The organism is Paraburkholderia sp. HD33-4, from assembly GCF_021390635.1.
Lineage (GTDB): Bacteria > Pseudomonadota > Gammaproteobacteria > Burkholderiales > Burkholderiaceae > Paraburkholderia.
In genome coordinates this window covers 1,598,943-1,612,405 of the sequence record NZ_JAJEJS010000002.1, presented here as the reverse complement: position 1 = coordinate 1,612,405, position 13,463 = coordinate 1,598,943, and the positions used below count along the sequence as shown (strand labels likewise).

At 68.7% G+C, this 13,463-nt stretch carries 13 protein-coding genes; 5 read left to right on the top strand and 8 right to left on the bottom strand.

What is annotated here, in order from left to right; all coding sequences use genetic code 11:
• Positions 1-251: 251 nt before the first annotated feature.
• On the bottom strand, positions 252-527 hold the full coding sequence (locus L0U84_RS27445; protein WP_008923225.1) for a DUF1488 domain-containing protein: 276 nt from the start codon (positions 525-527) through the stop codon (positions 252-254).
• A gap of 205 nt (positions 528-732) precedes the next feature.
• On the opposite strand from L0U84_RS27445, the gene L0U84_RS27440 reads away from it, so the two are divergent.
• Positions 733-2,226 carry an MDR family MFS transporter gene (locus tag L0U84_RS27440; RefSeq protein ID WP_233854626.1) on the top strand — a complete coding sequence of 498 codons (1,494 nt, stop codon included), beginning with the start codon at positions 733-735 and terminating at the stop codon, positions 2,224-2,226.
• A gap of 37 nt (positions 2,227-2,263) precedes the next feature.
• Here the strand turns inward: L0U84_RS27440 and L0U84_RS27435 are convergent, their stop codons facing one another.
• From L0U84_RS27435 to L0U84_RS27405, 7 genes are all read right to left on the bottom strand, one after another.
• Complete coding sequence (locus tag L0U84_RS27435) at positions 2,264-3,439, bottom strand: alpha/beta hydrolase family protein (protein WP_233854624.1); 1,176 nt, start codon at positions 3,437-3,439, stop codon at positions 2,264-2,266.
• Positions 3,440-3,441: 2 nt separating this feature from the next.
• A complete protein-coding gene (locus L0U84_RS27430) occupies positions 3,442-4,464 on the bottom strand; it encodes an AraC family transcriptional regulator (protein WP_233854622.1) in 1,023 nt (340 codons plus the stop codon).
• A gap of 196 nt (positions 4,465-4,660) precedes the next feature.
• The gene (gene cobM / locus L0U84_RS27425; protein ID WP_233854620.1) at positions 4,661-5,389 is read right to left on the bottom strand and encodes a precorrin-4 C(11)-methyltransferase; all 729 of its coding nucleotides are present in this window, start codon (positions 5,387-5,389) and stop codon (positions 4,661-4,663) included.
• A gap of 39 nt (positions 5,390-5,428) precedes the next feature.
• Complete coding sequence (locus L0U84_RS27420) at positions 5,429-6,145, bottom strand: cobalt-precorrin-6A reductase (protein ID WP_233854618.1); 717 nt, start codon at positions 6,143-6,145, stop codon at positions 5,429-5,431.
• Positions 6,142-7,242: a cobalt-precorrin-5B (C(1))-methyltransferase gene (locus L0U84_RS27415; protein ID WP_233854616.1), complete on the bottom strand. Its 1,101-nt coding sequence runs from the start codon at positions 7,240-7,242 to the stop codon at positions 6,142-6,144. Before L0U84_RS27415 ends, L0U84_RS27420 begins: the two co-directional genes overlap by 4 nt.
• Positions 7,242-8,465: a precorrin-6y C5,15-methyltransferase (decarboxylating) subunit CbiE gene (gene cbiE / locus L0U84_RS27410; RefSeq protein ID WP_233854614.1), complete on the bottom strand. Its 1,224-nt coding sequence runs from the start codon at positions 8,463-8,465 to the stop codon at positions 7,242-7,244. Before cbiE ends, L0U84_RS27415 begins: the two co-directional genes overlap by 1 nt.
• A gap of 30 nt (positions 8,466-8,495) precedes the next feature.
• Positions 8,496-8,738, bottom strand: coding sequence for a hypothetical protein (locus tag L0U84_RS27405; RefSeq protein ID WP_233854612.1), 243 nt, complete (start codon positions 8,736-8,738; stop codon positions 8,496-8,498).
• 39 nt (positions 8,739-8,777) lie between these two features.
• Between L0U84_RS27405 and cobG the strand changes: the two genes are divergently transcribed.
• Genes cobG through cobJ form a run of 4 tightly spaced genes read left to right on the top strand, consistent with a single transcriptional unit; the run spans position 8,778 to position 13,445 of the window.
• The gene (cobG, locus tag L0U84_RS27400) at positions 8,778-10,289 is read left to right on the top strand and encodes a precorrin-3B synthase (RefSeq protein ID WP_326491203.1); all 1,512 of its coding nucleotides are present in this window, start codon (positions 8,778-8,780) and stop codon (positions 10,287-10,289) included.
• Positions 10,282-10,908 (top strand): precorrin-8X methylmutase, encoded by a 627-nt coding sequence (locus L0U84_RS27395; protein WP_233854600.1) that lies wholly within the window; start codon positions 10,282-10,284, stop codon positions 10,906-10,908. Before cobG ends, L0U84_RS27395 begins: the two co-directional genes overlap by 8 nt.
• A complete protein-coding gene (locus L0U84_RS27390; protein WP_233854598.1) occupies positions 10,909-11,652 on the top strand; it encodes a precorrin-2 C(20)-methyltransferase in 744 nt (247 codons plus the stop codon). It begins immediately after the preceding gene.
• Complete coding sequence (gene cobJ / locus L0U84_RS27385; RefSeq protein ID WP_233856829.1) at positions 11,649-13,445, top strand: precorrin-3B C(17)-methyltransferase; 1,797 nt, start codon at positions 11,649-11,651, stop codon at positions 13,443-13,445. Before L0U84_RS27390 ends, cobJ begins: the two co-directional genes overlap by 4 nt.
• The last annotated feature ends 18 nt before the right edge of the window (positions 13,446-13,463 follow it).

Sequence of the window (13,463 nt, the reverse complement as noted above, 5' to 3'; positions counted from 1 at the left end):
CACCGTGCTAATCGTCGGGCGCTCCTGCGGCGAATTGCCAGCGGAATAATGGTGTGCATGCGCCATACTCCCGCGCCATAAAAAAAGACCCGGCTGCCGGCAGCCGGGTCCAACTCTCTCGCTCACACGCGTGAAGCGGTGTGTGCGTCGATACTGTAGCCGCGCCGGCGTTGCGGATACAGACGCCGCGGCGGAAGAGTCCTTTCCACCGCGGCCCGAATCGTTTGACCCGCTGTAATCAAGCGGATCGCTCAATCGAAGTCGCGCGTCTCGAGCTCCACGGACCGTCCCCCGTTGCGTTCGAGCACCCGCCGCGTGGCATTTTCAATGCGCGCGCGATTCGCCTCGAACGCTCCCACCAGATCGTGAGCCGACGGGGCGCCGTTGCCGAGGCTGCCATTGCCGAAATGGTCATTGAGCGCGTCGAGCGACACGCTGCACCATACGTCCTTCCCGTCCACATTGGCCTCGTAGGCGACGCGCGCAGCAGCCACCACTTCCCGCCGTCCGGTGAATTCGATCCTCATGATTGTCCTCCGTGTGTCAAAGGGAAATCCGAATACGCAACGGTCGTGCCCACGCCGGCCTGCCTCCCGGCTGCCGGGGCGCGAGCACGCATTCTCCACAAGGTGCATACTCCTGAGCGGCCGCCACACGTGGCCGCGCCGATGCGTCGCAGCAAGGCCTCCTCCGGGCCGTCGACGCACTCAACATATCGATACTACGCCCTTCATGTCCCGCAGCCTTCAATCTTCACGCCCGCTCGTGATCGCCGCCGTGATGGCCTCGATGGCGATGGTCGCAATCGAGGCGACCATCGTGTCGACCGCGATGCCGCAGATCGTCTCGCAACTCGGCGACCTGCATTTATATAGCTGGGTGTTCTCGTCGTTCCTGCTCACGCAGACCGCGATGACCGTCGTGTTCGGCAAGCTCGCCGACCTCTATGGACGCAAGCCCGTGATCCTCGCGGGCATCGCGATCTTCCTCGTCGGCTCGGTGCTGGCCGGCTTCGCGTGGTCGATGCCGGCGATGATCGTGTTCCGCCTGATCCAGGGGATCGGCGCGGGGGCGATCCAACCGGTCACGCTGACCGTCGTCGCCGATCTGTACCCGGCGCGCGAACGCGGCAAGGTGCAAGGCTATCTGGCGAGCGTGTGGGCGATTTCGGCGGTCGTGGGTCCGATGCTCGGCGGCTTCATCATTCACAACCTGTCGTGGGCGTGGATCTTCTGGATGAACGTGCCGATCGGGCTGGCGTCGGCGGCGCTCTTCATCGCGTTCCTGCGCGAATCGGAGCGGCACACGCGGCCGTCCATCGATTTCGCCGGCGCCGCGCTGTTCATGGCCGCGATCGCCGCGCTGATGATGGCGCTGACCTACGCCGGCGACGACGCAATCTCGCAAGCCTCGTTCGCGGCCGGCGTGTTCGTGCTGTGCGTGCTGCTGTTCGTGCTGCAGGAACGCCGCGCGGCCGAACCGATGATCTCGTTCGCGCTATGGAGCCGCCGCCCGATCGCCGCGTGCAACAGCGCGACGGTGCTGGCCGGCATGATCCTGATGGGCGCGACCACGTTCCTGCCGATGTACGTGCAGGGCGTGCTGCATCGTTCGCCGGTGGTCGCCGGACTCGCGCTGACGATGATGATGGTCGGCTGGCCGACCGGCGCGACCTTCGCCGCGAAGTCGTTTCACCGGCTCGGCTTGCGGCGCATCCTGATCTGCGGCAGCGCGTTCGTGCCGCTCGGCGCGGTGCTGCTGCTGTTCCTGTCGCCGGGCGCGTCGCCGCTCGTCGCCGGGTTCGCGTCGCTGGTCATGGGCTTCGGCATGGGCACGTCGAGCGTCAGTTCGCTGGTGCTGATCCAGGAGATCGTCAGGATGGACGAACGCGGCAGCGCGACCGCGTCGAACCTGTTCTCGCGCAATCTCGGCAGCACGCTCGGCGCAACGTTGTTCGGCGCGGTGCTGAACTTCGGGCTCAGTCATTCGGAAGGCACCGTGACGGTCACGTCGGATCAGTTGAAGGCGCTGCTGCAGAACCGCGCCGCCGATCTCGGCGACAGCGATCTGGTCCGGCTGGTGCTGCACCAGTCGCTGCATCTGACCTTCGTGTCGATGTTCGTGATCGCGCTGTTCGTGGTCGTGCTGCTTTCGCTGGTGCCGACGATCCGGTTCGGCGAGGACAAGCCGGTGCCAGTCAAAGCCTTGTCGCCGCTCGAGGAGTGAGTCGCGCGGCGTAGCGAACCACAGGCGTTCGCGAGCGCTACGAGCCGGCCGCCGGCAGCGTCGCCGCGAAGAAGTCGCGCACCTGTGCCGCGGTTCGCGCATGAACCGCCGCGCGGTCGACACCCGGTCCATCCTTGCAGATCGGCGCCAGCCGCTCCATCACCTCGGGCTCGCACACATCCATGAACGTGTAGTGCGAGGCGCCCGGCACCATCGTCACCGTCGCTTGCGGCATGAAGCCTGCGATACGGTGAATGTTGGTGTTGACCGGCGCGGTCGTATCGGCCTCGCCCGCGAGCAGAGCGACCGGAATCGTCACTTCCCTGAACGACGAGCTGTTGAACGCCTCACCGAGCGCGGGGGCGATCGCGAACGCGGCCTTGATGCGCGGATCGCGATACGAGTCGTCCGAACGCGCGCGCGATGCGTTCGCTTCGGCCGACAGGTTTTCAATCGTCAGCGCCGGCGCACCCGGCGCGTGCGCGAGACGCGCGGCTTCGGGCGGCGAGCAGATCGCATCGGCTTCGGGCGACGTGCAGAAGCGCTCGAACGCGGCACGATCGGTACGCGCGCCCGCGACTTCGAGCACCGTATATCCGCCGAGCGAAAAGCCCAGCGCGCCGATCCGGGTGGTGTCGACGCGCGGCCCGAAACGCGGGTCCGCGAGCATGCCGTCGAGCACTTCGCTCAAGTCGGTCGCGCGCTCCCACCAGAGGATGAAACCGTCGCGGGTGCGCGGCTCCAGCACGTTGTTACCCGGATGATTGACGCCCGCGACGATATAGCCCTGCGCGGCCAGCGACGCCGCGAGCCAGTCGAGACTGTCCGCGCTGCCGCCGGTGCCGTGCGACAGCACCAGCAACGGGTATTTGGGCTGCGTGGCGGACAGCGGCGCATCGTCGGCGGCCGCGTGGCCGACGAACATCGGATGGCCCGGCGCGCCGATATCGTGACGTGTCTCGGGTTGCGTCGCGTCGGCCGGATACCAGATGCGCGTGATCAGCGCCTGCGTTTGCGCGCCGCGCCAATTGCGGGCTACGGCGGGATGAAACACGCGGCTCGTTTCGCCGACATGCCAGTCGGCCGACGCGGTTTGCGCGATCGCGTGCGCCGGCCACGAAGTCCATATCGCGCCGGACAGCGCCCCCGACAACGCCACAGTTAACGATACCGCCAACGCGCTCGACAGCGCGGCACAGCCTCGACGCATCATGGTTAGTCCTCGCGAATGGGGATCAGCAGATCGGTGACGCAGGGATGCAGCGCGCCGCGATCGGGCGCGCTTCGATACAGTTCGAGCCCCGGACGTTGATCGCGCCGATAGCCGCTGCGCGGCAGCCAGCCGCTGTACAGCGCCCTGAAAGTCGGCGAGATCAGCGCATACGGGCCGACGAGGCGGTGCACCGCGTACAGGCCGCCTTCGAGCCGCAGCGGCTCGATGCCCGACGGCGGTGACCCGGCAGTACGCGAGCGTTGCGCGGACTCGTCGAGCCGCTCCATCGCAGCGCTGAACGCCACCTGCGACCCCGCGACGATTCCCGCGCGATAGCAAAACCCGCCGGCCATCGACGGATCGCGCGCGCAGATACCGACACGCTGTTGCAACAGCGGATTCTCGTCGCAGCGCAGCGCCGTCATCAGCGTGTGGAAGGTCTGGCCGATCGTCGCGACCGGGCCGTCATGGCGAAGGCACAGCACGTCGAGCGGCGCGAACTCGGCGACTTCTACGGACGGCAATGCGGGCGTGCTTTCGCTTGCGGCGCTTTGGTTGCGCTTAGCCTCGGCATCATCGTCAATGCCGAGGCCATCGTCGTTGCCACGCTGTGCGCTGCGCGCTTGCGCCGTTCGCCGCGTGCGCGACGAAGCCGCCGAAGCCGCCGGATTCGCAGCCAGATGCCGCTGCCGGGTCCTGAATTCGCTCGGCGACACACCGGTAAAGTCGCGAAACGCGCGCGCGAACGCTTGCGGACTGTCGTAACCGGCGTCGTGCGCGACCGCGGTCACCTGCGCCGCATCGGTCAGCCGCTGCGCCGCCTCGGCGAGCCGCAGACGCTTGACGGTGTCGACCACGCTCTCGCCCATCAACGCGCGATAGATCCGGTGGAAGTGATACGGCGACATATGCGCGACGGCGGCGAGGCTGTCCAGCGTGTGCCGCGCGCCGGGTTCGAGCAGAATGGCCTCGACCACGCGAGCGATCCGTCGACGGTAATCACGTTCGGTGCTGGGCTTCATCATGGCGCCACGATAGCGGTCTGCGCGCCGTGTGGCGGTGCAGAACTTGCGGATTTTCGGGCTTTCGCGCGTTCGCGTTTTGCCAGTAGACGGGCGACCGGGTTCGCGCTGCGTCACATTATGATCGACAAGTCACGGCGCTTCCTGACAGGTGAAAGGCTTTCACGGCGCCGCCCAAATCCGCCCTTGCCCGGTGCCGTCAGCTGCCCTTTCCATACAGCGTCGAATTGGCGAACCCTTCGGCCGCCAGCACCTGCCCGACCACGATCAGCGCGGTGCGTTCGATCGCGCTGCCCTGCACTTTCGCGACGATATCGTCGAGCGTGCCGGTGATTTTCTCCTCGTCGGGCCAGCTCGCGCGATAGATCACCGCGATCGGACACGCGCCGCCGTAATGCGGCCGCAATTCATCGACGATGCGCGCGAGATGCCGCACGCCGAGGTGAATCGCGAGCGTCGCGCGATGCCGTGCCAGATCGCCCAACTGCTCGCCCTCGGGCATCGACGTTTTGCTCGCGTAGCGCGTGAGGATCAGCGTCTGCGACACGCCGGGCAGCGTCAGCTCGCAACCGAGCGCGGCCGCGCACGCGGCCGTCGCGGTCACGCCGGGCACGATCTCATACGGAATGCCCAGCTCGCGCAAGCGGCGAATCTGCTCGCCGATCGCACCGTACAGCGACGGATCGCCCGAATGCACGCGCGCCACATGTTGGCCCTTCGCGTGCGCCGCTTCGAGCAGCGCGACGATCTGGTCGAGATCGAGCTCCGCGGTGTTGATCACCTGTTCGGCGCTGTGACCGTCGAGCACCGCCGCCGGCACCAGCGACCCCGCATACAGGATCACCGGACAACTGCGCACGAGCCGCTGCCCTTTCACCGTGATCAGCTCCGGGTCGCCGGGACCCGCGCCGATAAAAAACACCGTCATTCAGTACTCCAGTATTGATTCAATGCCCCGTTGCCCGACTCATGCAGGCAGTGCTACGAGCACCTCGGCAACGGTGGCGAACTCGCGATCGACCTCGGGCAACATCGGCCGTCGCAGCATGATCACCGGCAAGCCGCGGTCGCGCGCGACCTCGAGTTTCGCCTCGGTCGCGCCGCCACCGCTGTTCTTACTGACGACGACGTCGAACGCCTGCAGCGCGAACAGCGCGCGTTCGCCGTCGAGCGTGAACGGTCCGCGTGCCGCGATGATGCGAGAGCGCGCGGTGTCCGGATGCGAATCCAGCACGCGCACGGTCCAGAACTGATGCGGCGGGATCTCGTCGAGATGCGCGAGAGGTTCGCGGCCGAGCGTGAAAAGCGGCCGCCTGAACGGCGCGAGCGCGTCGATCAGTTCGTGCCAGTCGTCGACCATGCGCCAGTCGTCGCCGGCTTGCGGCTGCCATGCTGGACGCCGCAGCGCCCAGCACGGCACCTTCGCCACGCGACACGCCTCTGCGGCATTCGCGCTGATCCGCGCCGCGTACGGATGCGTCGCGTCGATCACGAGGCCGATCGCTTCGCTCGCGAGGTAACGCGCCAGCCCCTCGCTGCCGCCGAAACCGCCGACGCGCACCGCGCACTGCAAGTCGTCGGGCACCTTGCCGAGTCCCGCGAGACTGTACACATGCGCGGGATCGAGTTGGCGCGCGATCTTCAGCGCGTCGCCGGTGCCCCCAAGCAACAGGATGCGCGTCATCGGGCGGCTCCGACGAAGTTGCCCTGCCGGTCGATCGCGAAGATTTCGACGCTGACCTGCGGCGGCACGATGTCGCGTGCCACGGCCAACGCATGTTCGCAGACGATATCGCCGAGCCGCACCTGTTGCGCGTGAGCAAGCGCGAGCGCCTGCTGGCTGGTGTTGGCCGCGCGCATCGCCGCTTGCAGCTCGGCGTTGGCGCCATGCTCGGCGGCCCAGCCTGCGAGCTGTTCGAGATCGATACTGGAGTTGCGGCTATGCAGATCGAGATGGCCGGCCGCGAGCTTGCTGAGCTTGCCGAAGCCGCCGCAAATGCTCAGCCGCTCGAGCGGCGCGCGCTTCATATGCTTGAGCACCGCGCCGACGAAATCGCCCATTTCGATCAGCGCGATATCGGGCAGGCCGTAATGCGCGCGCATCGCGTCCTCGCTCGCGTTGCCGGTGCAGGCGGCCACATGCGTATAGCCGTTCGCGCGCGCGACATCGATGCCCTGATGAATCGACGCGATATATGCCGAGCACGAAAACGGCCGCACGATGCCGGTGGTGCCGAGTATCGACAGCCCGCCGACGATACCGAGACGCGGGTTCATCGTTTTCAGCGCGAGCGCTTCGCCGTTTTCCACGCCGATCGTCACTTCGAAGCCGCCGTGATACGCGTGGCGTGCGGCGAGTTCGTCGAGGTGTTGGGACATCATCTGGCGCGGGACCGGATTGATCGCGGGCTCGCCGACCGGCAGCGTGAGCCCCGCGCGCGTGACCGTGCCGACACCCGGCCCCGCCCGAAAGATCACACCGGGCCCGGGTACGAGCCGCACGCGCGCGAACACGAGCGCGCCGTGCGTCACGTCGGGATCGTCGCCGGCATCCTTGATCGTGCCGGCTTCGGCGATCCGCTCGCCAGCCATCTCGACAAGACGGCAGAACGTGAGCCGCATCGGCACATGCTGGCCCTTCGGCAACACGATCTCGGCAACCTCGCTGACCTCGCCGGCCAACAGCAGACGCGCGGCCGCGAGCGACGTCGCGGTCGCGCAGCTGCCGGTCGTATAGCCGCTGCGCAGCGGCGCCGGTTGTTCGGGGGTCTCGTCGCGCATCACGACCCGGACGACGCTTTGGCGGGTTTGGTCACATCGAGCAGCGTGATCGGCAACGCCTGGCGCCACGTATCGAAGCCGCCGAGCGGCTGTGCATGAGCGAGCGCGATGCGCGTCAGCGTGCCGCCATGCCGCTCGCGCCACGCGGCGAGCACCGCCTCGCCTTGCAGCGTCACCGCGTTCGCGACGAGCCGGCCGCCGTCGCGCAGTTGCGCCCAGCAGGTGTCCAGCACGTCCGGCTCCGTCACCCCACCGCCGATGAACACCGCATGCGGCGCAGGCAACCCCCGCAACGCGTCCGGCGCGCGGCCGGCCACGAGTTGCAGCCCGGGCACGCCCAACGCGTCGCGGTTCCGTTCGATGAAGCACTGCCGCGCTTCGTGCGCTTCGATCGCGATCGCGCGACACGTGGGATGCGCGCGCATCCATTCGATACCGATCGAGCCGCTGCCCGCGCCGACGTCCCACAGCAACTCGCCGGGCGCGGGCGCGAGGCGCGCGAGCGTGATTGCGCGCACGTCGCGCTTGGTCAACTGGCCGTCGTGGATGAAGGCATCGTCGGGCAAGCCGCAGGTCAGCGGCAGACGCGGCGCTTGCGCCGACGCGCGGCAGTCGAGCGCGATCAGATTGAGCGCGGCCATCTCGCCGGCCGGCCAAAGATCCGCGCGGCCATCGACAAGCCGTTCGCGCTCGCCGCCCAGATGTTCGAGCACGCTCATGTGAGTGGCGCCGAAACCGCGCGCATCGAGCGAGGCCGCCAGCGCGGCGGGCGTGCGCCCGTCCGCGCTCAGCACGAACAGGCGCGCGCCGTCATGCAGATGCGCATTCAGCGCGGCGAGCGGCCGGCCGACCAGCGACACGGTCGCGACATCCTGCAACGGCCAGCCGAGCCGCGCGGCCGCGAGCGACAACGACGACGGCGCGGGCAGCACGCGCAATTCGCCGGGCGGCAACTGCCGCGCGAGGGTCGCGCCGACGCCGAACAGCATCGGGTCGCCGCTCGCGAGCACGCACACCGCGTGCGGACGCTCGGCGAGCAACGGCGCGAGATCGAACGGACGCGGCCACGCGGCACGGCGCGCGGCGAGCCGCGCGGGCAGCATCGCCAGATGGCGCTCGCCGCCGTACACGACCGACGCGCCCAGCAACGCACGCCGCGCGGGCCGCCCCAAACCGGCGAAGCCGTCGTCGCCAATGCCCACTACGGTCAGCCATGCCGGCATGCATCCATCCTCATCAGTTGCGTCGTTTCTTTAGCGATTACGCAGCGCCGCGTCACGCATGCGGCCTCGCGCAGGCTTGGACCGCGGGTTGCGAAAGTCCGCATGATACCGCCGCAATGTGGCCCGCGGGTCCGCGGCACGGCGCCATGCCGTCGCGATCGGCGGCATCCCGCGATGGCCGACAAACCGGCGCTGCGGCCACAGCGTAAAGATATAATGGCCGCTTTCATTGCCCACGGTCAGCCCGAAGCGCTTTTCGGCCGCACGGTTCACGCCGGCCCTCATCGGGCAGCATGCAGCGAGGCCGCAGCCATGCCGTCGCGCGACGCTCAACCCGGTGCCCCTTTGAATCGAGCTTCGCCTCCCACCGTTTCGTCCCACGCGGTCACGACACCGCGGTCCTCGGCTTGTCCGGGGTTGCTGCGCATCGTCCCCGCGCGCGACGGCGGCATCTGCCGCATCAAACTGCCCGGCGGCGTGCTGAGCGCGGCGCAGGCACGCGCGCTCGCCGATGCGAGCACGCGGCACGCGAACGGCGTCGCCGAGTTGACCAATCGCGCGAATCTGCAACTGCGCGGCGTGCGCAGCGGACACGAAGCGGCATTGAGCGCCGCGCTGATCGCCGCGGCGCTTGGACCGGCTGCCGCGCTTTCTTCCGCATACGCATCTGCCTCTTTTTCGGTTACCGCTTCGCCCGCCGCCACCACCGACGCCACCGCGCTCAGTTCCGCCGACGACGTCCGCAACGTGATGATCAGCCCCGCCGCCGGCCGCGATCCATACGCGTTGATCGACACGACGCCGCTGTGCGCGGAACTGCTCACGCTGCTGCAATCCGATGCGCGTTTCGCGGCGTTGTCACCGAAATTCGCGCTGCTGCTCGACGGCGGCGAACGGCTCGCGCGAGTCGATCATCCGCATGACGTGTGGTTCGCGGCGTCGGCTGATGCAGACGGTGTGCGCTTCGTGTTCGGTCTCGCGGGGTGTCCGGGTCTGGCCGGTGAACACTCGAGCGCCGGCGAGCATCGCGATGCCAATGGCACGGGCGCGCTCGCTGCCGTGCCGCCATCGCGCTTGCCCGCGCTCGTGCGCGCGTTGCTGCGCACGTTCCTCGACCTCGCCGCCGCCGACACGACCCGCATGCGCGACCTGCTCGCCACGCACCGCGCCGATACGCTGCTGCGGCACGCGCAACGCTACGTTGATTTCCCGCTCGCGCGCGACGCCTCGCTGAGCCACTGGCAACGCCACGTCCCCGCCGACGCGTCGCTGCGGCTCGGTGCGCACGCGCAGCGTGGCGACGGCACGTGGCACGTCGGCGGCCAACCACCGCTCGGCCGTCTCGACGCAGCCACGCTGCACGGCCTTGCCGCGCTCGCGCAACAACACGGCAACGGCATGCTGCACGCAACGCCATGGCAAAGCGTGCTGCTGCCCGACATCGCGACGACCGCCGTGCCCACCGTGCTCGCGAAGCTGATCGCACTCGGCCTCGCCTGCGATCCCGCGCAGGCCATCACGCACGTGATCGCATGCGCCGGTTCGGCCGGCTGCGCGAAGGGACTCGCCGACACCAAGACCGACGCGCTGCGACTCGCCGAGCGCCTGCCCGCCGGCGTCGACGTGCATCTGACGGGCTGCCCGCGCTCGTGCGCGGCTGCGCATTGCGCGCCCTACACGCTGCTCGCCGCCGCGTCCGGCCTTTACGACCTTTATCGACGCGACGGCCACCCCGGCTTCGGCCAATGCGTCGCGCCCCAACTGACGATCGACGAGGCCGCCGCGCTGCTCGCGCGCCTCGCCCGGAGTACTCCACATGCTTGATTACATTCGCGACGGTCAGGAGATCTATCGCCAATCGTTCGCGACGATCCGCGCCGAGGCCGACCTCGCGCGCATCCCCGCCGACCTCGAAAAACTCGCGGTGCGCGTGATCCACGCGTGCGGCATGGTCGACGTGATCGACGACCTCGCGTTTTCCGACGGCGCCGGCAGCGCGGGCCGCCGCGCGCTCGCGCAAGGCGCGCCGATCCTGTGCGACGCGGGCATGGTCGCGCAAGGCATCACGCGCGCGCGGCTGGCCGCGAACAACGAAGTGATCTGCACGCTCACTCAGCCGGACGTCCCCGCGCTCGCGCGCGAAATCGGCAACACGCGCTCGGCCGCCGCGCTCGAATTGTGGCGCCCGCATCTGGCGGGCAGCGTCGTCGTGATCGGCAATGCGCCGACCGCGCTGTTTCATCTGCTCGACATGCTCGACGCCGGCGCGCCGAAGCCCGCGCTGATCCTCGGCTTTCCGGTCGGCTTCGTCGGCGCGGCGGAATCGAAAGCGGCACTCGCGCAAGACAGCCGCGGCGTGCCCTACGTGGTCGTGCACGGCCGACGCGGCGGCAGCGCGATGGCCGCCGCCGCGGTCAACGCGCTTGCGACGGAGATCGAATAAATGGCCAGCCAGCTAACGAGTCGCGGACGGCTGTACGGCATCGGTGTCGGTCCCGGCGATCCGGAATTGCTTACGTTGAAGGCGCTGCGTCTGCTGAAGGCAGCGCCGGTGGTCGCGTACTTCGTCGCGAAGGGCAAGAAGGGCAACGCGTTCGGCATCATCGAGGCGCATCTGCACGACGCTCAGCAGCATCTACCGCTCGTCTATCCGGTCACGACCGAAGCGCTCGAACCGCCGCTGTCGTACGAAGCGATCATCGCGGACTTCTACGACACCGCCGCCGACATCGTCGCGGCCCATCTCGACGCGGGCCGCGACGTCGCGGTCGTCTGCGAAGGCGATCCGTTCTTCTACGGCTCGTACATGTATCTGCACGACCGGCTCGCGGCGCGCTACGACAGCGAAGTGGTGCCCGGCGTGTGCTCGATGCTCGGCGGCACGGCGGTGCTCGGCGCGCCGCTCGTGTATCGCAACCAGAGCTTGTCGGTGCTGTCGGGCGTGCTGCCCGAAGATGAATTGCGCCGCCGTCTGGCCGATGCCGACGCGGCGGTCATCATGAAACTGGGCCGCAATTTCGACAAGGTGCGGCGCGTGCTCGACGAGCTCGGACTCGCGCAGCGCGCGCTGTACGTCGAACGCGCGACGATGCGCAATCAGCGCATCGTGCCGCTCGCCGAAGTCGATCCGATGGCGTCGCCGTATTTCTCGTTGCTGGTCGTGCCGGGGCAAAAATGGCAAGGATGAACGCGCCCGCCATCGTGATTCTCGGCGCGGGCGCGCTCGCGACCGCGCGTCGGATTCAGGCGCTGTACGTCGCGCGTGACGCGCATGGCGCGGCGGGCGTTGCTACCGACTGCCAGGTCCATGCGCTGCAAGGCCGCGTCGAGGCCGACGTCTCGTACAGCGAACTCGGCGCGCATCTGCGCGAGCTGTATGCGCGGGGCACGCCGATCGTCGCGCTGTGCGCGGCCGGCATCGTGATTCGCTGCCTCGCGCCGCTGCTGTCGAGCAAAGGCGCGGAGCCGCCGGTGCTCGCGGTCGCCGAGGACGGCAGCGCGGTCGTGCCGCTGCTCGGCGGCCTCGCCGGCGTCAATGTGATGGCGCGCGACATCGCCGCCGCGTTGGCCGTGCAGCCCGCGATCACGACGAGCGGTGAGCTGCGCTTCGGCACCTGCGTGCTCAATCCGCCCGATGGCTATGCGCTCGCCGACCTCGGTCAGGGCAAGCGCTTCGTGTCGGACCTGCTCGCGGGGGAAAGCACGCGCATCGAAGGTGACGCGCCGTGGCTCGACGACGCGCAGCTGCCGCGCTCGGAGTCGGCGCGTCTCGCGATCCGCGTGACGCCGCGCGCGTGGGATGGGCGTGAAGACGAGCTCGTGATTCATCCGCGCAGTGTGGTGGCGGCGGTGGTCGTAGGTGATGCCGGCACTGACGTCGATGCCGAGGCTGACGCCAATGCCGCCGACATGATCGCCGCACGCGTGCGCGCAGCGCTAGCCACGCACGGTCTCGCACCGCTTTCGCTCGCAGCCTTGCTCGCGCCTGCGGCAAGCATGGCCGATCCGGCGCTCGCGAAAGCGGCAACGCTTCTCGACGTGCCGCTACGCTTCGCCGATGCCAGCGCCGAACACGGCGAATCGAGCGCCGCGGCACTGCTGCGCGCCGCGTTACGCGTGCCGCACGAAACACTGCGCGACGCCGCCACCGACGACGCCCGGCCCCGCGTCGCCCTCGCCCTCTCCCCGCTCGCCATCGACCCTGCGACGCTCGGCCGTGCCCGCGGCCGTCTGACCGTGATCGGCCTCGGCCCCGGTTGCGCCGAGCTGATGGTTCCGGCCGCGCGCACCGCACTGAACGAAGCGACCGACATCCTCGGCTACGACACCTACGTGAAAATGGCCGGCCCGCTGCGCGCGGATCAGCGCGTGCACGGCACCGACAATCGCGAGGAAATGCAGCGCGCGCGGCACGCGTTCGAGCTCGCGAGCGAAGGCCGCTCGGTCGTGATGGTGTCCTCGGGCGACCCCGGCGTGTTCGCGATGGCGGCCGCTGTGCTCGAAGCGCTCGAAGCGTCGCAAAACGATGCATGGGCGGCCGTCGAACTATCGATCGTGCCGGGCGTGTCGGCCGCGCTCGCGACCGCTGCGCAGGCCGGCGCGCCGCTCGGCCATGACTTCTGCATGCTGTCGCTGTCGGACAATCTGAAGCCGTGGATGATCATCGAAACCCGCCTGCGCCATGCGGCGCAAGCCGATCTCGTGATGGCTTTCTACAACCCGATTTCGCGCGCGCGTCCGTGGCAACTCGACAAGGCGCTCGACATCGTTCGGGAGTATCGCGCGCCGACGACCCAGGTGGTGCTGGGGCGCGACATCGGCCGGCCCGGTGGCACGCTGCGCACGCTGACGCTCGGCGAGCTTCGCGCGGCCGACGTGGATATGCGCACGATGGTGATCGTCGGGTCGTCGCTGACAAGAAAGTTCGCGTGCGGCGACGAAGGCGCGCAATGGGTGTACACGCCGCGCTGGTACGAGTAAGCGGACCTCACCCGTACC

Excerpts from the sequence above, each read along its gene's own strand:
- L0U84_RS27445 (WP_008923225.1), bottom strand. The coding sequence starts at position 527 with ATGAGGATCGAATTCACCGGACGGCGGGAAGTGGTGGCTGCTGCGCGC.
- L0U84_RS27440 (WP_233854626.1), top strand. The coding sequence starts at position 733 with ATGTCCCGCAGCCTTCAATCTTCACGCCCGCTCGTGATCGCCGCCGTG.
- L0U84_RS27435 (WP_233854624.1), bottom strand. The coding sequence starts at position 3,439 with ATGATGCGTCGAGGCTGTGCCGCGCTGTCGAGCGCGTTGGCGGTATCG.
- L0U84_RS27430 (WP_233854622.1), bottom strand. The coding sequence starts at position 4,464 with ATGATGAAGCCCAGCACCGAACGTGATTACCGTCGACGGATCGCTCGC.
- cobM (WP_233854620.1), bottom strand. The coding sequence starts at position 5,389 with ATGACGGTGTTTTTTATCGGCGCGGGTCCCGGCGACCCGGAGCTGATC.
- L0U84_RS27420 (WP_233854618.1), bottom strand. The coding sequence starts at position 6,145 with ATGACGCGCATCCTGTTGCTTGGGGGCACCGGCGACGCGCTGAAGATC.
- L0U84_RS27415 (WP_233854616.1), bottom strand. The coding sequence starts at position 7,242 with ATGCGCGACGAGACCCCCGAACAACCGGCGCCGCTGCGCAGCGGCTAT.
- cbiE (WP_233854614.1), bottom strand. The coding sequence starts at position 8,465 with ATGCCGGCATGGCTGACCGTAGTGGGCATTGGCGACGACGGCTTCGCC.
- cobG (WP_326491203.1), top strand. The coding sequence starts at position 8,778 with ATGCCGTCGCGCGACGCTCAACCCGGTGCCCCTTTGAATCGAGCTTCG.
- L0U84_RS27395 (WP_233854600.1), top strand. The coding sequence starts at position 10,282 with ATGCTTGATTACATTCGCGACGGTCAGGAGATCTATCGCCAATCGTTC.
- L0U84_RS27390 (WP_233854598.1), top strand. The coding sequence starts at position 10,909 with ATGGCCAGCCAGCTAACGAGTCGCGGACGGCTGTACGGCATCGGTGTC.
- cobJ (WP_233856829.1), top strand. The coding sequence starts at position 11,649 with ATGAACGCGCCCGCCATCGTGATTCTCGGCGCGGGCGCGCTCGCGACC.